20 protein-coding genes are annotated in these 20,841 nt (G+C 70.6%); 9 read left to right on the top strand and 11 right to left on the bottom strand.

Translation table 11 applies throughout. The features are described from left to right. The first annotated feature begins 81 nt into the window (after positions 1 to 81). Positions 82 to 324, top strand: coding sequence for a hypothetical protein (locus ACZ7M7_RS38955; RefSeq protein WP_383626643.1), 243 nt, complete (start codon positions 82 to 84; stop codon positions 322 to 324). A 495-nt stretch (positions 325 to 819) separates the two neighbouring features. Here ACZ7M7_RS38955 and ACZ7M7_RS38950 read toward each other — a convergent pair whose 3' ends face one another. From ACZ7M7_RS38950 to ACZ7M7_RS38935, 4 genes are all read right to left on the bottom strand, one after another. Beyond that, a complete protein-coding gene (locus tag ACZ7M7_RS38950; protein WP_383606428.1) occupies positions 820 to 1,566 on the bottom strand; it encodes a DUF6227 family protein in 747 nt (248 codons plus the stop codon). A 178-nt stretch (positions 1,567 to 1,744) separates the two neighbouring features. Next, the gene (locus tag ACZ7M7_RS38945; RefSeq protein ID WP_472125402.1) at positions 1,745 to 2,965 is read right to left on the bottom strand and encodes a L,D-transpeptidase; all 1,221 of its coding nucleotides are present in this window, start codon (positions 2,963 to 2,965) and stop codon (positions 1,745 to 1,747) included. 179 nt (positions 2,966 to 3,144) lie between these two features. Further along, positions 3,145 to 4,173, bottom strand: coding sequence for a P1 family peptidase (locus tag ACZ7M7_RS38940; protein WP_472125399.1), 1,029 nt, complete (start codon positions 4,171 to 4,173; stop codon positions 3,145 to 3,147). Positions 4,174 to 4,264: 91 nt separating this feature from the next. Then, positions 4,265 to 5,503 carry a low temperature requirement protein A gene (locus tag ACZ7M7_RS38935; RefSeq protein ID WP_383606420.1) on the bottom strand — a complete coding sequence of 413 codons (1,239 nt, stop codon included), beginning with the start codon at positions 5,501 to 5,503 and terminating at the stop codon, positions 4,265 to 4,267. A 99-nt stretch (positions 5,504 to 5,602) separates the two neighbouring features. On the opposite strand from ACZ7M7_RS38935, the gene ACZ7M7_RS38930 reads away from it, so the two are divergent. Further along, on the top strand, positions 5,603 to 5,788 hold the full coding sequence (locus ACZ7M7_RS38930) for a hypothetical protein (RefSeq protein ID WP_472125396.1): 186 nt from the start codon (positions 5,603 to 5,605) through the stop codon (positions 5,786 to 5,788). A gap of 4 nt (positions 5,789 to 5,792) precedes the next feature. On the opposite strand, the gene mscL is transcribed toward ACZ7M7_RS38930, so the two are convergent. From mscL to ACZ7M7_RS38900, 6 genes are all read right to left on the bottom strand, one after another. Next, entirely contained in the window at positions 5,793 to 6,251 is a 459-nt protein-coding gene (gene mscL / locus ACZ7M7_RS38925; protein ID WP_383606414.1) for a large conductance mechanosensitive channel protein MscL, read from the bottom strand. A 147-nt stretch (positions 6,252 to 6,398) separates the two neighbouring features. Then, entirely contained in the window at positions 6,399 to 7,001 is a 603-nt protein-coding gene (locus ACZ7M7_RS38920; RefSeq protein ID WP_472125393.1) for a hypothetical protein, read from the bottom strand. A gap of 143 nt (positions 7,002 to 7,144) precedes the next feature. Further along, complete coding sequence (locus ACZ7M7_RS38915) at positions 7,145 to 7,987, bottom strand: S-methyl-5'-thioadenosine phosphorylase (protein WP_383606409.1); 843 nt, start codon at positions 7,985 to 7,987, stop codon at positions 7,145 to 7,147. A 77-nt stretch (positions 7,988 to 8,064) separates the two neighbouring features. Continuing rightward, positions 8,065 to 8,388 carry an FmdB family zinc ribbon protein gene (locus ACZ7M7_RS38910; RefSeq protein ID WP_472125390.1) on the bottom strand — a complete coding sequence of 108 codons (324 nt, stop codon included), beginning with the start codon at positions 8,386 to 8,388 and terminating at the stop codon, positions 8,065 to 8,067. A gap of 67 nt (positions 8,389 to 8,455) precedes the next feature. Continuing rightward, positions 8,456 to 9,748 carry an MFS transporter gene (locus ACZ7M7_RS38905; protein ID WP_472125387.1) on the bottom strand — a complete coding sequence of 431 codons (1,293 nt, stop codon included), beginning with the start codon at positions 9,746 to 9,748 and terminating at the stop codon, positions 8,456 to 8,458. A gap of 273 nt (positions 9,749 to 10,021) precedes the next feature. Next, entirely contained in the window at positions 10,022 to 11,548 is a 1,527-nt protein-coding gene (locus ACZ7M7_RS38900) for a potassium/proton antiporter (RefSeq protein ID WP_472125384.1), read from the bottom strand. Positions 11,549 to 11,776: 228 nt separating this feature from the next. Here ACZ7M7_RS38900 and ACZ7M7_RS38895 point away from each other — a divergent pair, with 228 nt between their 5' ends. Beyond that, a complete protein-coding gene (locus tag ACZ7M7_RS38895) occupies positions 11,777 to 14,557 on the top strand; it encodes a penicillin acylase family protein (protein WP_472125381.1) in 2,781 nt (926 codons plus the stop codon). Positions 14,558 to 14,646: 89 nt separating this feature from the next. Here the strand turns inward: ACZ7M7_RS38895 and ACZ7M7_RS38890 are convergent, their stop codons facing one another. Beyond that, on the bottom strand, positions 14,647 to 15,300 hold the full coding sequence (locus ACZ7M7_RS38890) for a 5-formyltetrahydrofolate cyclo-ligase (protein WP_472125377.1): 654 nt from the start codon (positions 15,298 to 15,300) through the stop codon (positions 14,647 to 14,649). Between the two features lie 61 nt (positions 15,301 to 15,361). Between ACZ7M7_RS38890 and galU the strand changes: the two genes are divergently transcribed. The 6 genes from galU (at position 15,362) to sepX (ending at position 20,835) form a co-directional block, all read left to right on the top strand. Beyond that, positions 15,362 to 16,264 (top strand): UTP--glucose-1-phosphate uridylyltransferase GalU, encoded by a 903-nt coding sequence (gene galU, locus ACZ7M7_RS38885; RefSeq protein WP_194045119.1) that lies wholly within the window; start codon positions 15,362 to 15,364, stop codon positions 16,262 to 16,264. A 4-nt stretch (positions 16,265 to 16,268) separates the two neighbouring features. Next, positions 16,269 to 17,594: a molybdotransferase-like divisome protein Glp gene (gene glp, locus ACZ7M7_RS38880; protein WP_383606391.1), complete on the top strand. Its 1,326-nt coding sequence runs from the start codon at positions 16,269 to 16,271 to the stop codon at positions 17,592 to 17,594. Between the two features lie 86 nt (positions 17,595 to 17,680). Then, positions 17,681 to 18,208 (top strand): cyclic pyranopterin monophosphate synthase MoaC, encoded by a 528-nt coding sequence (gene moaC / locus ACZ7M7_RS38875; RefSeq protein ID WP_383606388.1) that lies wholly within the window; start codon positions 17,681 to 17,683, stop codon positions 18,206 to 18,208. Further along, positions 18,205 to 18,705 carry a MogA/MoaB family molybdenum cofactor biosynthesis protein gene (locus ACZ7M7_RS38870; protein WP_472125373.1) on the top strand — a complete coding sequence of 167 codons (501 nt, stop codon included), beginning with the start codon at positions 18,205 to 18,207 and terminating at the stop codon, positions 18,703 to 18,705. The genes moaC and ACZ7M7_RS38870 overlap by 4 nt, the downstream gene beginning before the upstream one ends. A gap of 20 nt (positions 18,706 to 18,725) precedes the next feature. Next, positions 18,726 to 19,385 (top strand): GNAT family N-acetyltransferase, encoded by a 660-nt coding sequence (locus ACZ7M7_RS38865; RefSeq protein WP_472125371.1) that lies wholly within the window; start codon positions 18,726 to 18,728, stop codon positions 19,383 to 19,385. Between the two features lie 172 nt (positions 19,386 to 19,557). Continuing rightward, positions 19,558 to 20,835, top strand: coding sequence for a divisome protein SepX/GlpR (sepX, locus tag ACZ7M7_RS38860; RefSeq protein ID WP_472125368.1), 1,278 nt, complete (start codon positions 19,558 to 19,560; stop codon positions 20,833 to 20,835). Positions 20,836 to 20,841: the final 6 nt, after the last annotated feature.

Genomic DNA, 20,841 nt, shown 5'->3' with positions numbered 1-20,841 from the left:
CGCTGTGAGTTGTTCACGGCACCTGCGAGATACGTCACGGTCCGGGCCCAATGGCCCGGACCGTGTTGTCTACTGGAGCGTATGCCTGAGAACGTCTCGATCATCCAGCTGCTGGGCCCGGTCGTCCTCGCCCTTGCGGCTGTGCTGTGGGTGATGGGGCTGGCCCGCCTCCTGCGCCGCACCCGCCCCGAGACCACCCCCTGGGCACTTTCCGGCCTCCCGCCCCAACGGCAGACCGCCCCCGCCCTGGAAGCCGTGGAACTGACCCCGGCAGAACGGGACGCGTTCGCCGGCCTGGTACGCCAACTCGACGACAGCCGCTGAAGGGCCGCGCCGGCTGAACGGGTCCGGCGGCTCCGTCGGCGCCTGATTCGGCCACCCGCGGCAGATGCACTCGCGGCGCCTGCGGTACTTGGCTCGACGGCTTGCGGCGCCTGAGGTCACCGCGTCTGCGGCACTTGGCTCGTCACCGGCCCGCGACGTCTGCGCCTGCGGCACCCAGGCCGCTCGTGGCCACCTGCGCTCGCCACCATCGGGGCCTGTGATCGCCACCCCTGGCATCTGCACGCCTGCCGTCCGTGGCACCTGCGCTCGCGCGTCCGTGGCACCTGCGCTCGCCGCGTCTGCGGCACCTGCGGGGCACTTGGCGCATCTCCGCTCGCCGCTCGTGCGGCACTGGTCCTGCCGCGGGCGGCACTTGCGCACGCCACCAGTGGGACCTGCGCACGCCACCAGCGGGGGACCTGCGCCCACCGCCTGCGGGACCTACGCCGCCGCCTCCGGTACCTGTGCCGCCCCCACGCGGCCCCCGCCCGACCCCTACGGCACCTGCGCAGCCCGTCGCTCCATCGCGTCGCGTGCCGCGTCCTCGCTGGTGTACACCTCGCACATGTGCCGGCCGTCGGGCGTGGCCGTGTGCTCGACCTCCCAGAGGGAGATCTCCTTGCCGTCGCGGAGCAGGAAGGCGTGCTCGTAGAGGGAGAAGCAGAGCCCGGGGCGGCCCGCACGGCCCGGGCGGCCGAAGGCCTGGGTGATCTGGTGGGCGAACGCCGTGGTCAACAGGGTGGCCGTGGCCGTGTCCGGCCGGTCCGGGTTCTCCGCGCGGCGCAGCAACCGGCGCGCGTGGTCCGCCGAGTCGTCCGGCACATAGGCGTGCCGGGCCGCGGGGATCGGCGACAGCTGCACCGTCACCGGCAGTTCGAAGTCCGGCGCGTCCGGCGGCAGCGGCAGCCGCCCGGTCGCGGCGCGCAGCTCCTCCTCGTCGACATACACCTCGTGCTGCGGGGCCCGGCCCCGCGCGGTGTTGTGGACGAGCTCCCACAGCGTGAGCGCCGACCCGTCGGCGAGCAGCCAGGTATGCCGGTACGTCTCCCGATGCAGCCCCGCGCTGTGGTGCGCGGAGTGCAGCGAGCTGTCGTGAGCCAGCGCACAGTCGAGTCGCCGTATCGTCTCGTCGGGCAGCTCGAACGAGTTCAGGGCACGGCCGAGGAGTCGCGCGAGGTGCTCCTCCGGAGACTCCGGCGACTCGGGTGGTTCGTACGCTGCCGTCTCGTACGGAACGCTCAAGGTTTCTCCCGGCGTTGCTGCATGTCACCTTGTGGGTGCATACCGTAGCCCCTCGGTCGGACATCATGTCCGGGAACCGAGAAAACGTACGTCCGGTAAAACGCGCGGGCCGCGCGAGGAGTTCCCGCGCGGCCCGACGAACTGTCAAGAATCCCTGCTCGGACGGTACTTCAGTGGGTCACACGGCGCTGCCCGCGCCCCACTCGTTCCACGACATGTTCCAGCCGTTGAGCCCGTTGTCCGGCGTCACGGTCTTGTCGGGGGAGTTCTTGACGATCACCACGTCACCGAGGATCGAGCTGTCGTAGAACCACTTGGCGGGGGTGTCCCCCTGCCCGCCCTTCATGTCCTGCAGACCGACGCAGCCGTGGCTGGTGCCCTGGCGGCCGAAGGGCGGGTTGCCCTGGTTGTACCAGTAGTTGCCGTGCAGGAAGGTCCCCGACTGCGTCAGCCGCATCGCGTTCGGCACGTCCTTGATGTCGTACGCGTTGGCGAGATCGACCGTGCGGCTGTCCATGCGGACCTTCTTGTACTTCTCGGAGATCACCATCTGCCCGTTGTAGGTGGAGAACTCCGAGCTGCCCGCCGAGATCGGCACCGACTTGACCGTCTTGCCGTCACGCACGACCGTCATCGTCTGCGTGTTGACGTCGACCGTGGAGACCTGCGAGCGCCCGACGGTGAAGGTGACCGTCTTCTTCTGCACCCCGTGGACACCGTTCGCGCCCTCGACGCCGTCCAGGTCGATCTTCATCGTGACCTTGGAGCCGGCCTTCCAGTACGCCTCGGGCCGGAAGTCGAGCCGCTGCCCGTTGAACCAGTGCCCGACCACCTTCTGGCCGCTGCTGGAGGTGACGGTGATGTGCGACTGGACGTCCTTCTTGTTGCTGATCGCCTTGTCGAAGTTGAACGACACCGGCATGCCGACGCCGACCGTGGTGCCGTCGTCGGGCGTGTACGTCCCGATGAAGCTGTTGGCCTTGGACACCGTCGTGAAGGTCGAGTCGGCCGCGGCATTGCGCCCGTCGGCGTCCTTCGCGGTGGCCGAAATCTGGTATTTCGTCCCCCGCTCCAGCTGCTCCTTCGGCTTCCAGCTGACCCCGTCGGCGGCCAGGGAGCCCGGCACGGCCCGGTCGGTCCCGGCCACCGTCATCTTCACCTCGGTCAGCTTGCCGTCGCTGACCTTCACACCGGTCGAGTTGATCGACGCCCCCGTCGAGCCGTCCTTCGCCGAGATCGCGATCTGCGCTGCGGAAGTCTTGGACGAGTCATTGCCGCCCTTTCCGTCCTCGTGATCGGCGTTGGCGCTCCCACCGCAGGCGGTCAGCGTCAGAGCGCCGATCATCAGGGCGGCACAGGCCCCCACTGCGCGCCGCGCTGCTATGTCCGGCGTTGTCACGAGATACTCCATCTTCATGCGATCTGCGGGATCCGTTCCGTTCCACGGTGGAAGAGGCCACCGCCACGGGACCGGGTTCCCAACGTGCGCCGTGAACGCCATCACGTGACACAACCGGGACAATCGCCCGCGGCGCCCGCACGGGAGCCCCCGTTACCGCTCCCCGTTATTGCTCCTCGTCACCCTTCCCCGTACAACTCCCCGTACGACGGCCACAATCCACCCGGCCCGTCCACCGACACAGCCGCCCGCACGGCCCGCACGATCGCGCGCGTCAACGCGTCCGCGCCCGCCGCGAGAAGTTCGTTCAGCGCGAGGGGCTGCCCGGCGTCGAGCGGGCGGTCCCCGGTGGCCAGCGCGAACACGGTGTCCCCGTCGTTGAGCAGATGGACCGGCCGTACGGCCCGCGCGATGCCGTCGTGCGCCGTGCCGGCCAGCTTCTGCGCCTGCGCCTTCGTCAGGTCCGCGTCGGTGGCGACCACGGCGAGCGTGGTGTTGAGCGGGGGCGGGGCGTTCTTCGCCGCGATCTCGGCGAGGCTCCGGCGCGCGGCCTCGTGGACGCTCTCCTCCGGGTAGTCCACGCGCCCCTGGAACAACTCCCCGTACAGAACCCCGGTTTCGGGATCCACGGCCGACCCCGCCGCGTTGGCCACCACCAGCGCGGCCACGGTGATCCCCGAGTCGAGGACGAGGCTCGCGGTGCCGATCCCGCCCTTCAGCGGCCCGACCGTCGCCCCCGTACCGGCGCCCACGCAGCCCTCCCGCACCGGGTCGCCCGGTTCGCTCGCCGCGGCCGCCTCGACCGCTGCCCGCCCGGTGGCCGCGTCCGGCCTCGCCCGGAAGTCGCCGCCCCGGCCGAGATCGAAGACACATGCGGCGGGCACCACCGGCACGACATGAGCCGGATCCACCCCGACCCGCACCCCGCGCCGCTGTTCCTCCAGCCAGGCCATCACCCCGGACGCCGCGTCCAGCCCGTACGCGCTGCCCCCGGTCAGCACGATCGCCTCGACCTTCTGCACGAGGTTGCGCGGATCGAGGGCGTCCGTCTCCTTGGTGCCGGGACCGCCGCCGCGTACGTCCACGGCGGCGACGGCCCCGCCCTCGGGCGCCAGGACGACCGTGGTGCCGGTCAGCCAACCGTCGCCGGTGCGCGTCGCATGGCCCACCCGCAGCCCGGCGACATCTGTCAGTGCGTCAACTGTCATGGGCCCAGTCTCGTGCAGCCACCGGTGCGGTCCCGCGAGATCCGGCCGGACGGGGCCGCTGGGGTGACCGGCGCCCGACCGGCCCCATGTGTCAGGTGAGCGGCGTCTCCGCCGTCGTCCCGCGGCCTCGGGCCGACCTGGTGGCCGTCAGAGTCTCCCCGGTCACCACCGCCAGCGCCGTGACGATGCCGGCCACGAGCACCGCCCATTCGCCCAGGAACGTGCAGCAGATCACCAGCAGCGCCGTGGTCGGCAGCACCAGCTGCTGAGTGATGCCCACCTTGAAGTAACGCGAGTGGAGCAGCCAGACCGTCAGGAGGTAGAGCGCCGTCGGCAGGGTCACCGCGGCCGATGCGGCCAGCGTCGAGATGTGCGCCTTGCCCACGGTCTGCTCCACCGCCACCTCCAGCCCCGCGCCGATCGCGGCCGCCGACGCGAACACCACGTAGTGGCCGTAGCCCCACAGGAACGCCTGTCTGTTGGAGCGCAGATGGCCGTGGATCGGCACCACGAAGTAGATCCACCAGGCGGCGAAGATGATCAGCAGCCCGCCCGCGGCGATCGGCAGTACATCGCCCAGCGCGTCGTTCTCGTCGATGCCGGTCTTCACCGCCACGGTGGCCGCCGCGATGGTCTCGCCGAGCACGATGATCGTGAACAGTCCGTACCGCTCGGCGATGTGATGCGGGTGCCAGGACGTGGGGTGGTCCCGCTCCGCGAACGGAGGCACGCACATCTCCAGGATCGCCATCACCAGGAACAGCCAGGGTCTGGCGTCCTCGGGCAGGAGCACCAGTCCCACCCAGCCGATCTGGCACAGCAGCACGCCGCCGGCGTACCGCAGGGCCATTGTCCGCTCCGGGCCCTCGCTCGACCTGGCCACTCGCAGCCACTGCCCGACGAGCGCCAGCCGCATGATCACATAGCCCAGCAGCACCGCGAGGTACTCGTGGTCCTCGAACGCCCGGGAGATTCCGGCCGCCAGGACCAGCACACCGGCGATCTGGATCAGGGTGACGACCCGGTAGAGGATGTCGTCGTTGTCGTAGGCGGAGGCGAACCAGGTGAAGTTCATCCAGGCCCACCAGATGGCGAAGAAGACCATCGCGTAGTCGAGGATCCCCTGGCCCGCGTGGCTCTCGGCGACCGCGTGCACCAACTGGATGCCCGCCTGGGCGATGGCCACGACGAAGCACAGGTCGAAGAAGAGCTCCAGCGGAGTGGCGACCCGGTGCTCCTCGCCCCGGCCACGGGCGGTGAGCCTGCGCAGCGGGCGGCGGTGTCCGGGTGGGCGGGGGGAGCCCGACGCGGGAGTGGAACTGGACGTCATGGGGACAAGCACAGCAGATGGAGCGGGGAATTTCTCCTGTAAGGGATCACCCGTGTGCGAGGGCGCGGGTCATCGCCGGGCGGGCCGTACCCTGGACGCATGAGCACTGCCCCCGCCGCCTTTGAACCGGGCGAGCCGAAGCCCGCGCTGGTCTTCGACGACCCGCTGGACCAGCAGTCCTCGGACGACACGGACCGTGGGTGGGGCGAGCGGCCCGGTACCGGCGGCGACAGCGCGGCCGACCTGAAGCGCTTCCTCGACGAGAAGCCGCCCCACCACATCTGAGCCCCTATTGCTCGTTGTGCCCCGAGCCGCGCTGCGCGACCAGCGCGTCGCGGATCTCCTTGAGCACCTCCAGCTCGGTCACCTCGATGACCTCCTGCGTGCCCTCCTTCGCCTTGCGGCGGGCCTCCACGCGGGCCAGGTACTTCGCCATGGGCAGGACCATCAGGAAGTAGACGACGGCCGCGGTGATCACGAAGCTGAGGGCCGCGCCGAGGACGCTCCCCCACAGGATCTGGATGCCCTGCTCGCCCTCGCACGTCGAGCTCAGGCACGAGCTGTAGTGATCGAGGTTCTTGGTGCCGATCGCTCCGACCAGCGGGTTGATGATCCCCTTCACCACCGCGTTGACGATGTTGGTGAACGCGGCGCCGATGACCACCGCGACCGCCAGATCGACGACGTTCCCGCGCATCAGGAAGGCCTTGAAGCCGTCCCAGAGGCCCGGATCCTTCTTCTCGCTCACCGCGGAGTCTCTCCTCGCATACGCAGGTTGTGGAACGAACAGCTCCGCAACCTACGTCAGGGCTACGCCATCCTGTCCAATCAGGCCACCTGAACGAGGGACTTGACAGGGCGTCCAGCGCCATGTGCACGACATGCGCGATCCGGCTCAGCACAGCGTCACCGCCAGCCGTGCCGTAGCGCTCGCGCCCGCGAGGCGTGCCGCGGTGGAGCGCGGTACCGACAGCACGACCAGCGCACCGCTCTCGCCGGCGGCGTCCAGCGGCTCGGGCACCTCCGGCACCTGCGACACCCGGGCCCCGCGCGCGACCACCTGAGCCTCCCCGCCCGTCGCGCTCTCCTCCGCGGCGATCACATCGACCCGGTCACCGGGTCGCAGCAGCCGCACGGTCGCTCCGTCGGCGATCCGCACCGGCGCGGACACCCTCTCGACGGCCCGGTGTTGTCGACCGGGGTCCGCCACCGGATGCCCGCGTGCCCGGTCGGCCTCCTGCGGACCCGCCGCCACGAGTGCGGCCGCGGTGACGGCGAGCCCCGCCGCCGCGGCCCGCCTGCGGTGACGTAGGAGTCGGCGCAGCCGATGCCCCCCGCCGCGCACCCGTAAGGGGGCGAAGTGCGGTACCTCGCACGTGGCCGGAGCGTCCGCGCCCAGGGGGAGCGGAGCGACAAGAGAGGAAGCGAAAGGGGAAGGGGAGGGCGACGGGGGAGAGGAAGGGAGGGAGGTCGGGGACGACCACGGAGCAACGGACATGAGGACCACCACCTGCGACGACGGAACGGCTTGCAGGCCACGATGAGGCATCGCGCCGCTGCCCGTCGGAGCCCGTGGACTACCGGCCGGTTGTGGAGAACTCCCTCACCCGAACGTAAGGTTCCGCCGCCCTCTCCAGGGCCCTACGGCAGCTCGAACCCCGGGTCCATCCCGCCCAGCGCCTTGGTGCACAGGCAGTCCCGCTCCTCGTTCGCCGGCAGCGCGGCCACCGCGTCGAACAGCACGCCCCGCAGCCGGTCCACATTCGCCGCGAACACCTGCAGCACCTCGTCGTGCGAGACGCCCTCGCCGGTCTCGGCACCCGCGTCCAGGTCGGTGACCAGCGTCAACGAGGTGTAGCAGAGCTCCAGTTCACGGGCGAGAGCCGCCTCGGGGTGGCCGGTCATGCCCACCACCGACCAGCCCTGGGCCTGGTGCCACAGCGATTCGGCACGGGTCGAAAAGCGGGGTCCCTCGACCACGACCAGAGTGCCGCCGTCCACCGGCTCCCAGTCCCGCCCCCGCGCCGCCTTCAGCGCGGCCGCGCGACCGGTGGGGCAGTAGGGGTCGGCCAGGGAGACGTGTACGACGTTCGGCACGGCACCGTCGGGCAGCGGCAGTCCGTCGAAGTACGTCCCCACCCGGGACTTCGTACGGTCGACCAGTTGGTCCGGCACCAGCAGCGTGCCCGGTCCGTACTCGGGCCGCAGCCCGCCCACCGCGCACGGGCCGAGCACCTGGCGCGCGCCGAGCGAGCGCAGCGCCCACAGGTTGGCCCGGTAGTTGATCCGGTGCGGCGGCAGATGGTGGCCGCGTCCGTGCCGGGGCAGGAAGGCGACCCGCCGGCCGGCGATCTCGCCCAGGAAGAGGGAGTCGCTGGGCGGCCCGTACGGGGTGTCCACCTGTATCTCGGTCACGTCGTCGAGGAACGAGTAGAAGCCGGAGCCGCCGATCACGCCGAGTTCCACGTTCGCCTTGTTCGCCATGCCCGCACCCTAACCGCACCCGGAAATGCCGAGGACCCCGTCGCCGGATGACGACAGGGTCCCGTGAGGAACGACTCCTACGCGGCGGAGCTGCTGGAGGAGGTGCCGGCGCTCGACGACTTCGAGTCCGAGGAGGACGAAGGCGACGAGGAGGAGGACGAGGACGAGTCGGACGAGGAGGTCGTCGACGACTTCGACGACGCCGGCGAGCTGCTCGACGAGGAGCCGCGGCTGTCGTTCCGGTAGAAGCCGGAGCCCTTGAAGACGATGCCGACCGCGGAGAACACCTTCTTGAGGCGGCCCTGGCAGTTGGGGCACTCGGTCAGGGCGTCGTCGGTGAACTTCTGCACCGCTTCGAGACCCTCGCCGCACTCGGTGCACTGGTACTGATAGGTGGGCACTGTCTTCCTCCTGGCACTCTCACTCGATGAGTGCTAACGACGGTCCATAGTGACGTATTCCAGCCGCTCAGTCCACTGCCACCGGCACGCGGTGACCCACGCCACGTGCGACCGTCCGGCTGCCGGACCGTGCCTCCAGCCGCGAGCGCAGCGCCACCAGGGTCGCGAGGGCGAGGAGCGTACCGCCCATCGGCACCAGGAATCCGGCGCCGCCCCAGAAGCGGTCCTCCAGCTGACCTGCGACGGTGACGGCGGCGGCCTGGCCGAGCGCGACCGCACCCGTGAGCCAGGTGAAGGCCTCGGTGCGGGCGCCGGCCGGGACCAGGCTCTCGACCAGCGTGTAGCCGGTGATCAGCGCGGGTGCGATGCACATGCCGACGAGCAGACCGAGGCCGGCCAGGACGAGCACCGAGTGTGCGGCCCACAGGCCGGACGCGGTCAGCGCGAGGGCGGCGTATCCGACGAGGAGGCGGCGCTGCGGGGCCACCTTCCAGGCGATTGCTCCGCAGGCGATGCCGGAGAGCATGTTGCCCGCGGCGAAGGTGCCGTACAGGACGCCGTTCAGGCCGGGCTCGCCGATCGACTCGGAGAAGGCGGCCAGTGAGACCTGCATGCCGCCGAAGACGGAGCCGATGCCGAGGAAGGTCACGATCAGCACGCGCACGCCGGGGATGCGCAGCGCCGAAGCGTGCTCCACGCGCGTGTGCCCGACGGCGGCGACCGAGGGCTGCGTGCTCTTCTGCGCCGCGAACAGCAGACCGCCGAGCAGCGTGAGCGAGGCCTCCGTGATCAGGCCCGCGGCCGGGTCGACGGCGGTGCACAGGGCGGTGGCCAGCAGCGGGCCGACGACGAAGGTCAGCTCGTCGGTGACCGACTCGAAGGCCGCGGCCGTCGTCATCAGGGGGGAGCCCTGGAGCTTCACGCCCCAGCGGGCCCGCACCATGGGCCCGACCTGCGGCACCGAGGCGCCGGTGGGCACGGCGGCGACGAACAGGGCCCACAGGGGCGCGTCGGTCAGGGCGAGCGTCGTCAGGGTCAGACCGGACAGGGTGTGCAGCAGGACGCCGGGGACCAGGACGGCGCGCTGGCCGTAGCGGTCGGCGAGGCGGCCGCTGTAGGGCGCGAACAGCGCCATGGAGACGCCGGTGACGGCAGCGGCGGCACCCGCCGCACCGTACGAACCCGTGGTGTGCTGCACGAGCAGCACGATGGAGATGGTCAGCATCGCGAAGGGCTGGCGTGCCGCGAAGCCGGGGAGCAGGAACGTCCAGGCGCCGCGGGTGCGCAGCAGCTGTCCGTATCCCGGGCGGGAGGAGGCCGGCGCGTCCTTCGACGGCTCGGTGGTGACCGTGGATGCCACGGCCCGTGCCTTTCTGCCGCCTGGTAGCGCGGCCCCTACGGGTCGGGGGCGGCGCCGAGAGCTGTCCTCTTGCGCGGAACTGCGGTAGATACCGGCGCCCATGTGAGGAGGGACGTCCCGGCCGCCATACGGTCGCGCCAGCTCTGCGTCAGGCAGAGTTGGTTCGATCTGGGTGCTCCTGCATAGTACAGGGGAAATCGGCCGTTGATCCTGTGAAAATGAGCACTACGTAGCGCTCCACCTGCGATTGGGCAGGCCTTCTCCGGCCGTGCCTCAGGGCGTCCCGTTCGTCCCCAGCCACCCGGCCAGCTTGCCCCCGGCGCCCACGGCGCGCAGGCGGAGCTCGGCGGCGTCCCGTACCGGGTCCGTGGCGACGACGAGCAGTTCGTCCCCGTGCCGCAGCACCGTGGTCGGCAGCGGAACGAACGATTTTCCCTCGCGGACGACGAGCGTGACGGCGGCCCCGGCGGGCAGCCGCAGCTCGTTGATCTCGACGCCGTGCATCTTCGAGCCGTCGGGGATCACGAAGGACAGCAGGTGCCCGCGCAGCCGCTCCAGCGGCGCCGACTCGATGCCGAGGTCGTCGGCCCCGGGTCCCCGGCTCAGATGCAGCTTGCGGGCCAGCCAGGGCAGGGTCGGACCCTGGACCAGGGTGTAGACGACGACCAGGACGAAGACGATGTTGAAGATGCGGCGACTGTCCTCGACGCCGCCGACCATGGGGATCGTCGCCAGGATGATGGGTACGGCGCCGCGCAGCCCGGCCCAGGACATCAGGGCCTGCTCCCGCCAGGCGACGCCGAAGGGCGTCAGGCACAGGACGACGCTCAGCGGGCGGGCCACCATGGTCAGCGCCAGCCCGATGATGAGCGCGGGCAGGATGTCGTCGCCCAGCTCGTGCGGGGTGACCAGGAGCCCGAGCAGGACGAACATGCCGATCTGCGCGATCCAGCCGACCCCGTCGGCGAACCCGCGCGTGGCGGGCCAGTGCGGCAGCTTGGCGTTGCCCATCACCATCGAGGCGAGGTACACGGCCAGGAAGCCGCTGCCGTGCGCCATGGCGCCCGCGGCGTAGGCGGCGACGGCGATGGCCATGACGGCGATCGGGTAGAGACCGGAGGCGGGCAGTGCCACGTGCCGCAGGCCCCAGGAGCCCAGCCAGCCCACCGCGAGGCCGATGGCGGCGCCGATGGCCAGCTCCAGCAGTATCTCGCCGAGCAGCACGTACGAGTGCTCGATCGGACCGTGCGTGGAGAAGGCGACCACCAGGATGACCACGGGGGCGTCGTTGAAGCCGGACTCGGCCTCCAGGGTGCCGGTCACGCGCGAGGGCAGGGGAATCCGCCGGAGCACCGAGAAGACCGCGGCGGCGTCGGTCGAGGAGACGACCGCCCCGATGATGAGCGCCTGCCGCCACTCCAGCCCGACCAGATAGTGCGCTGCCGCCGCCGTGACCCCGACGCTCACCGAGACCCCGACCAGTGCCAGGGCGGTGGCGGCCGGAAGCGCCGGCTTGATCTCTTTCCACTTGGTGCCCAGACCGCCTTCGGCCAGGATCACGACCAGCGCCGCGTACCCGATGACCTGGGTCAGCTCGGCGTCGTTGAAGCTGATGCCGCCGATCCCGTCCTGGCCCATGAGGACGCCGATCCCCAGGTATACGAGCAGGCTGGGGAGCCCGCTGCGCGAGGAGATCCGGACCGCGGCGACGGCGAGGAGCAGGACGAGCGAGCAGACGAGCAGGAGCTGGTTGAGGTCGTGGACAGTCAGCGGCCGTTCCCTTCCCTGGCCCGCACGCACGCGCGCGCGGGCTCACGTACATAGGACACGAAGTGGCGGTTCTCCGCACCCAACTACTTCGTTACCTTACCTAACTCTTGACGATTTCTTGACACTCGGGCAGGCATGATCGAACGTCCGTCCGCGCTGGTTCCCCACTCCGCGTCAAGGTGGAGTGGGCCCTGCGCCTATGGTTGCTCCAGCACTCCAGGACCGCCTGCCGCTCGCGTTAGGACAGCAAGGACAGCGATGCCCCCCAACACCACCGCCTCCACGGGTCAGCAGCCCGGCAAGTCCGGCAGGAAGAAGGGGCGCAGAGGCCGCCTGATCGTCATCGTGCTGGTCCTGGCCGTCGTGGCGGGCGTCACCGGCGGGGCGTACTGGTCCATCAGCACCGTGCGTGCCTCCTTCCCGCAGACCAAGGGGTCGATAACGCTCGACGGGCTGTCCGGGCCCGTCGATGTGAAGCGCGACGGCTACGGCATCCCGCAGATCTACGCCTCCTCCGACGAGGACCTGTTCATGGCGCAGGGTTTCGTCCAGGCGCAGGACCGGTTCTACGAGATGGACGTGCGCCGCCACATGACCTCCGGGCGTCTGTCGGAGATGTTCGGCAAGAGCCAGGTCGACAACGACGAGTTCCTGCGCACCCTGGGCTGGAACCGCGTGGCCGAGCAGGAGTACGAGAAGACGCTGTCCGACTCCACCAAGAAGTACCTCCAGGCGTACGCCAAGGGAGTCAACGCCTACCTGGACGGCAAGGGCAACAAGGACATCTCCCTGGAGTACGCGGCCCTCGGGTTCGCCAACGACTACAAGCCGCAGAAGTGGACCCCGGTCGACTCGATCGCTTGGCTGAAGGCGATGGCCTGGGACCTGCGCGGCAACATGCAGGACGAGATCGACCGCGCCCTGATGACCAGCCGCCTGGGCCCCAAGGAGATCCAGGACCTGTACCCGGACTACCCCTACGGCCGCAACAAGACGATCGTCCAGGCGGGCCGGTACGACGAGGTCACCAAGACCTTCGAGCAGGGCTCCACGTCCACCGCGGGTTCCTCCGCCGACAGTTCCACGAGCGGCACGGGAACGGCCGCCGGCTCGGACGGCGCCGGCCTGCAGAGTCAGCTGTCGGGGCTCCAGGACGTCCTGGACGACCTGCCGACCGCCGTCGGCGTGAACGGCAACGGCATCGGCTCCAACTCCTGGGTGGTCGGCGGGAAGCACACCATCACCGGCAAGCCGCTGCTGGCCAACGACCCACACCTGTCGGCCTCGCTGCCGTCCGTCTGGTACCAGATGGGCCTGCACTGCCGCTCGGTCTCCAGCAAGTGCCAGTACGACGTCAGCGGCTACACCTTCGCGGGCATGCCCGGCGTGGTCATCGGCCACAACAAGAACATCGCCTGGGGCATGACGAACTCCGGCGTCGACGTCACCGACCTCTACCTGGAGAAGCTCTCCGGCGACGGCTACCTGTACGACGGCAAGACGCGCCCCTTCACCACGCGCGAGGAGACCATCAAGGTCGCCGGCGGTTCCCCCAAGAAGATCGTCGTCCGCGAGACCGGTAACGGACCGCTGCTGTCCGACCGCAGCAGCGAGCTGGTGAAGGTCGGCAAGAAGGCCACCGTCGACACCGCCGCCCCCGACCGCGGCGACGGCTACGGCATCTCGCTGCGCTGGACCGCGCTCCAGGCGGGCACCACCATGGACGCCGTCTTCGCCATGGACAAGGCGAAGAACTGGACCGACTTCCGCGCCGCGGGCGCCCTGTTCGACGTCCCCTCTCAGAACCTGATCTACGCCGACACCGAGGACAACATCGGCTACACGCTGCCCGGCAGGATCCCCACGCGCGCGCAGGGCTACGACGGTTCCGTCCCGGCGCCCGGCTGGGACTCCAAGTCCCGCTGGACCGGCTACATCGACGACGACGAGCTGCCGTACGAGTACAACCCGTCCCGCGGCTACATCGTCACCGCCAACCAGGCGGTGGTCGACAAGGCCAAGTACCCCTACACGCTCACCACGGACTGGGGCTACGGCGCCCGCAGCCAGCGCATCACCGATCTGATCCAGTCGAAGATCGACGACGGCGGCAAGATCTCCACCGACGACATGCGTCAGATGCAGCTCGACAACAGCAGCGAGATCGCCAAGCTGCTGGTGCCCAAGCTGCTGAAGATCGACATCGACGACAAGACGGTCCGGGACGCGGACGACGTCCGGGAGGCACAGGAACTCCTGGAGGGCTGGGACTACACCCAGGACGCCGACTCGGCGGCCGCCGCCTACTTCAACTCGGTCTGGCGCAACATCCTCAAGCTCGCCTTCGGCAACAAGCTGCCCAAGGAGCTGCGGGTCAAGGGCCAGTGCCTGTGGATCGACCCGGTCAACACCACCGGCCCCGCGGACGACACGGACAAGGTCCGCGAGTGCGGTGAGCGCGACGCCGACCAGGCGCAGCCGGACGGCGGCGACCGCTGGTTCGAGGTCGTGCGCAGCCTCCTGGACGACGAGAAGAGCGACTGGTGGACGACGCCGAAGAACGGCACCCGTCCCGCCGCCACCGACCGTGACGGCCTGTTCAAGCGCGCCATGATCGACGCCCGCTGGGAGCTGACCGCCAAGCTCGGCAAGGACATCGACACCTGGAGCTGGGGCCGGCTGCACCGCCTGTTCCTGAAGAACCAGACCCTCGGCACCGACGGCCCCGGGTTCCTCCAGTACGCCCTCAACCGCGGCCCCTGGAAGCTCAGTGGCGGCGAGGCCACGGTCAACGCCAGCGGCTGGAACGCGGCCGGCGGTTACGGCGTGGTCTGGGTGCCGTCGATGCGGATGGTGGTCAACCTCGGCGACCTCGACAAGTCGAAGTGGATCAACCTCACCGGCGCCTCGGGGCACGCCTACAACGCCCACTACACCGACCAGACGGACAAGTGGGCCGACGGCGAACTGCTCGACTGGTCCTTCTCGAACGACGCCGTCGACGAGAGCACGAGCGACACCCTGGTGCTCAAGCCGTGAGCCGCTGACGGCGCACAGCTGAAGGCGAACGCCGAAGGGGCCCTCCACGCACGCGTGGAGGGCCCCTTCGGCTGTCCGGCTCGGGGGACTCAGGCCGCGCCGAACCGGCGCACCCCCGACGGCGTCACCACCGCGTCCACCGGACGGTCGTGCGGCTCTGCGGGGACGTGCTCGACGACCTCGGAGTCGTACAGCAGCACCACGCGCGCGGGATGCGCCCCGGCGCCCTCGAGGCGGGCCAGGACACGGTCGTACGACCCACCCCCGCGCCCCAGACGCATCCCGCGCGCGTCCACCGCGAGGCCCGGCAGCAGCACGACGTCGGCGTCGGTCACGGCGTCCGGGCCAAGACGTTCGCCGGCGGGCTCGAAGAGAGCCATCTTTCCGCCGTGTTGGACGCGGGCGAGGGAGTCCTCCCCGAAGTAGGCACCCCAGTCGAGGTCGTTGTCGGGCAGGAGGGCGGGGAGCAGGACGCGCACGCCCCGGGCGCGCAGCGCGTCCAGCAGCGCGAGCGTGCCGGGTTCACTCCCTACGGACACATACGCCGCAACCATGCGCGCGTGCGCGAGCTCGGGCAGTTCCAGCGCCCGACCTGCCAGCGCGGTCGCTGTTTCCCGCAGGTCATCGGCCGTCAACCTGCTTCTCACCGAGATGAACTCTCGCCGCAACGTTCGCTTGTCAGTGTCGGCCGGACGTCCGGAGTGAGTCACTGGTCGCACCCGTACCCTTCTTAATACGCTCATATGAGAGTGAATTAACCGGAGCCTCAGATTCACTGCAAAGGCACCGGATATGGTGTCGGGCATGACTCAGTCGCACCCTCGGATCAGCAAGGCTGTCATCCCCGCAGCGGGCCTCGGTACCCGCTTCCTGCCGGCCACCAAAGCCACTCCCAAGGAGATGCTGCCGGTCGTCGACAAGCCGGCGATCCAGTACGTGGTCGAAGAGGCCGTATCGGCAGGCCTCGACGACGTCCTCATGATCACGGGCCGCAACAAGCGCCCGCTGGAGGACCACTTCGACCGCAACTACGAGCTGGAATCCGCCCTTCAGAAGAAGGGTGACGCCGGCCGGCTCGCCAAGGTGCAGGAGTCCAGCGACCTCGCGACCATGCACTACGTCCGCCAGGGCGACCCCAAGGGCCTCGGCCACGCCGTCCTGTGCGCCGCCCCGCACGTCGGCCACGAGCCCTTCGCCGTCCTCCTCGGCGACGACCTGATCGACCCGCGCGACCCGCTGCTCAAGCGGATGGTCGAGGTGCAGGAGCAGCACGGCGGCAGCGTCATCGCGCTGATGGAGGTCGCACCGGAGCAGATCCACCTCTACGGCTGTGCGGCCGTGGACCCCACCGAGGACGGCGACGTGGTCAAGGTGCACGACCTCGTCGAGAAGCCGGCCGCCGCGGACGCCCCGTCGAACTACGCGATCATCGGCCGCTACGTCCTCGACCCTGCCATCTTCGACATACTGCGCAAGACCGAGCCCGGTCGCGGCGGCGAGATCCAGCTCACCGACGCCCTGCAGCAGCTCTCGCAGGACGAGAAGGTCGGCGGCCCGGTGCACGGCGTCGTCTTCAAGGGCCGCCGCTATGACACCGGAGACCGTGGCGACTACCTGCGTGCCATTGTCCGACTCGCGTGCGAACGTGAAGACCTGGGCCCGGATTTCCGGACCTGGCTTCGCAGTTACGTAGCCGAGGAGATGTAGCGAGTTGAGCACCGCCGCCGCGCCCCGCCCCGCCGACCAGGACCACCTCTGGTCGGTGGACGAACACTTGGAGGACATCCTCGCGACCGTCCGCCCCCTCGAACCCATCGAGCTGCAACTGCTCGACGCCCAGGGCTGTGTCCTGGTCGACGACGTCACGGTGCCGGTCTCCCTGCCGCCGTTCGACAACAGCTCCATGGACGGGTACGCGGTGCGGGTCGCGGATGTCGCGGGCGCGAGCGAGGAGTTCCCGGCGGTCCTGGAGGTCGTCGGGGACGTCGCGGCGGGCCAGGCCGACCCGCTCCACGTGGGCCCCGGCCAGGCCGCCCGCATCATGACCGGCGCCCCGCTGCCGCCCGGCGCCGAGACGGTCGTTCCCGTGGAGTGGACCGACGGCGGCCTCGGCGAGGGCCCGGTGACCGGGATGCGCGCCCGCAGTCTGGCCCCCGACGGCGCCCGTGGCCAGGTGCAGATCCACCGGCCGGCCGAGGCACGCGCGCATGTGCGCGCCAAGGGCAGCGACGTCAAGGCGGGCGACCGTGCCCTCGAGGCGGGCACGGTCCTCGGGCCGCCCCAGATCGCCCTGCTCGCCGCGATCGGACGCGGCACGGTGCGCGTGCGCCCACGCCCGCGCGTGGTCGTCATGTCCACCGGCAGCGAACTCGTCCAGCCCGACGAGGACCTGGGCCACGGCCAGATCTACGACTCCAACAGCTTCGCCCTCACCGCCGCGGCCCGTGACGCCGGCGCCATCGCCTACCGCGTGGGCGCCGTCGCCGACGACGCCGAGACCCTGCGGTCCACCGTCGAGGACCAGCTCGTGCGCGCCGACCTCATGGTCACCACCGGCGGCGTGAGCGTCGGGGCGTACGACGTCGTCAAGGAGGCGCTGTCGCACGTCGGCGACGAGGACGAGGCCGGCAGCGGCATCGACTTCCGCAAGCTCGCCATGCAGCCCGGCAAGCCCCAGGGCTTCGGCTCCATCGGCCCCGACCACACCCCGCTGCTCGCGCTCCCGGGCAACCCGGTGTCGTCGTACGTCTCCTTCGAGCTGTTCGTGCGCCCCGCGATCCGCACCCTGATGGGCCTGGAGGACGTCCACCGGCCGCGGATGACGGCGACCCTTGCTGCCGACAAGGCACTGAGCTCGCCCAAGGGACGCAGACAGTTCCTGCGCGGGACCTACACCGACGGCGGAGTGCGGCCGGTCGGCGGCGCCGGATCCCATCTGATCGCCGCCCTCGCACACGCCGACGCGCTGATCGTCGTCCCGGAGGACGTGGAGAGCGTCGAGCCCGGCGCCGAGGTCGAGGTGGTCCTGCTCCGCTGAGGGGCCCTGGCCCGCGATACCGTGTCGCGCACAGCAGGCCCGTGCGCCGCACCGCGACGGGCCCGGACCGGGAGCGCCACACGATCATGACTGTGCCTTCCCGGGGGGAGACCCCCGGACCCCATGAGCACGACCGACCCACGCAGGAGCGGCTGACCCACATCGACGAGGCGGGCGCGGCCCGCATGGTCGACGTCTCCGAGAAGGACGTGACCGCGCGCACCGCCCGCGCCAGCGGACGCGTCCTCGTCTCGCCCCGTGTGGTCGAGCTGCTGCGCGGCGAGGGGGTACCCAAGGGCGACGCCCTCGCCACCGCGCGTATCGCGGGCATCATGGGCGCCAAGCGCACACCGGACCTGATCCCGCTGTGCCACCCGTTGTCGGTGTCCGGTGTGAAACTGGATCTGTCGGTCGCGGACGACGCGGTGGAGATCCTGGCCACCGTGAAGACGACGGACCGCACGGGCGTCGAGATGGAGGCCCTCACCGCGGTCTCCGTCGCCGCGCTCACCGTGATCGACATGGTGAAGGCGGTCGACAAGGGAGCGGTCATCACGGACGTACGGGTGGAGGAGAAGACGGGCGGCAAGTCGGGCGACTGGAGCCGGGCATGACGTATCGCGCTCTTGTGGTCACCGCCTCCAACCGGGCCGCCGCCGGGGTCTACGAGGACAAGGGCGGCCCGCTGATCGCCGACGGCCTCAAGAGCTTCGGCTTCGCGGTGGACGGACCCCAGGTCGTCCCCGACGGGGATCCCGTGGAGGCAGCCCTGCGCGCCGGAGTCGATGCCGGGTACGACGTCATCGTGACCACCGGCGGCACCGGCATCTCGCCGACGGACCGCACCCCCGAGGCGACCCGTGCCCTCCTCGACTTCGAGGTGCCGGGCATCGCCGAGGCGATCAGGGCCTTCGGACGGGACAAGGTGCCCACGGCGGCACTGTCCCGGGGGCTCACCGGAATCGCCGGGCGCACGCTGATCATCAACTTGCCCGGCTCCAGCGGCGGGGTGAAGGACGGGCTGGCCGTCCTGGAGCCCCTGCTGACCCACGCCGTCGACCAGATCCGCGGCGGCGACCACCCCAGACCCAGCAGCGGGGGTGCGAGCTGAACAGCCCATCCTGGCCCGTCGTGCTGAGGGACGGCGATGTCGTCCTGAGGCCGATAAAGATGCGCGACCAACGGGCCTGGCGCGAGGTCAACCGGCGCAACCGGGACTGGCTGCGGCCCTGGGAGGCGACCATTCCGCCGCCCACGCCCAGCGGACCGATCACGCACCGGCCGACCTACCGCCAGATGGTCCGGCATCTGCGGTCCGAGGCGCACTCGGGCCGGATGCTGCCGTTCGTCATCGAGTACCAGGGGCGGCTGGTCGGGCAGTTGACCGTCGCCGGGATCACCTGGGGCTCGATGTGCTCGGGACACGTCGGCTACTGGGTGGACGAGGCGGTGGCGGGCCGCGGTGTGATGCCGACCGCGGTGGCACTCGTCGTGGACCACTGTTTCCGCACCGTTGGTCTGCACCGCATCGAGGTCTGCATTCGCCCCGAGAACGCGCCCAGCCGCCGGGTCGTGGAGAAACTCGGATTCCGCGAGGAGGGGCTGCGTCCGCGATATCTCCACATCGACGGAGCCTGGCGCGACCATCTCGTCTTCGCGCTCACGGCCGAAGAGGTGCCGGAGGGGTTGCTCGGCGGCTGGCAACGGGCGCGCTCGGAGAAGACATCCCAGTCGAACCCGCAGGACACCCGCCAGAACAGCCGAGGGAATCCCGCCTGGCCCGGAAATTGAATAAGTGTTCGAAATTGATCGCCGGATGACCGGCTCGGGGCGTTAAATTCGCGCCCTCGGCGGGCTGCTGATCGCATCGGTCACAAAAAAAGTTCGAAATATCAGCCAGATCGTGCGACACACCGGCTCAATTGGCGGATGGCCTCACGCAAACCCCTCTACCGTGTGAGACGTGAGCAGCAGCGGCCTCATCTACGCAGTCATTGTCGGGGCCTGGGCCGCCTACTTGGTGCCGATGTGGCTCCGTAGGCAGGACGAGCTGAACGAGGCCCGTCCGACGGAACGCTTCAGCACAGCCATCCGGTTGCTGTCCGGACGGGCGGGGATGGAGCGCCGGTACGCCAAGGACCTGCGCGCGCGCTCCACCGAGGAGGGGGAGCCCAGCGCCGATGACCCGGGCGACGTCACCGAGTCGGTGGACGTCCGGGCCTTCGCCATGCCTCCGACCCGTCCGCAGACCCAGGCTGCGGTACAGGCGCAGGCACCGGGGCGCCAGGAGCCGGCGCGGGAATCCCCGCGAGAACCGGTGGGCAAACCGGCGCCCGAACACGGGTCCAGGCAGGCCCCCGAACGCGCGGGCGCGCCCACGGCCGAAGCGGGCTCCGGCCCCAAGGCACGCAAGCGAGTACCCGCCGCCCGGCGGGCGCCCTCGGCCTCGGAGGAGGCGGCAGCAGCGCGCGCCCGGCGCTTGAAGGTGCTCGCGCGCCGCCGGCGTACCACCGTCGTCCTCTTCCTCGCCTTCACCCTCGGCGCGATCGTCGCCGCGGTCGGCGGGCTCGCGTTCCTGTGGGCACCCGGCGTTCCCGCCGTCATGCTCAGCGGGTACATCGCGTATCTGCGCTCCCAGGAGCGCCGCCGCTTCGCCTACCAGATGGACCGGCGCCGCGCCGAGGTCGCCGCGCAGCGGCTGCGCGAGCATGCCCGCCAGTCGCGTCGGCGCGGCCCCGCCGACGCCGGTTCCGGCCTCGACGAGTCCGACGAGGGGCCCGAACCAGGTACCGACCCCGGGCTCTCCGCGCTCGCCGCGGACCGGCGCGCCCTCGTCGAGCAGACCGACCACGCCGAGTGGGTCGACCAGCAGCGCGAGCGGCAGCGCAGGCCCGGCCACGGCGACAGCTGGGACCCGGTGCCGGTGCCCCTGCCGACGTACGTGACCGCACCGGTCGCGCCCCGGGCCACCTCCGACGTGGACCTCGGCGCGCCGGACGCCTGGAGCTCGGCACGGTCGAGCCCCGTCGGCCGGGACCGGGAGGCGGGCGCCGAGGCCGCGGACGGGTCCGAGCGGGGCGCCGAACCGGGCGACGCGGGTCCCGAGGAGGAGAAGGCCGAGGGGGGCGGTCGTAGCGACGCACGCCGGGCCGCTTCCGCCCGCCGGGCGCGTGAGCGGGGCCGTACGCCGCTGTTCGACCAGTTCGAGGACGGCGAGCGGCCACGAGCCGCGAACGAGTAGCCACCC

This window comes from Streptomyces sp. NPDC111606, from assembly GCF_055656945.1.
The sequence above is the reverse complement of the archived record's forward strand: the minus strand, read 5'-3'. Positions and strand labels throughout refer to the sequence as shown.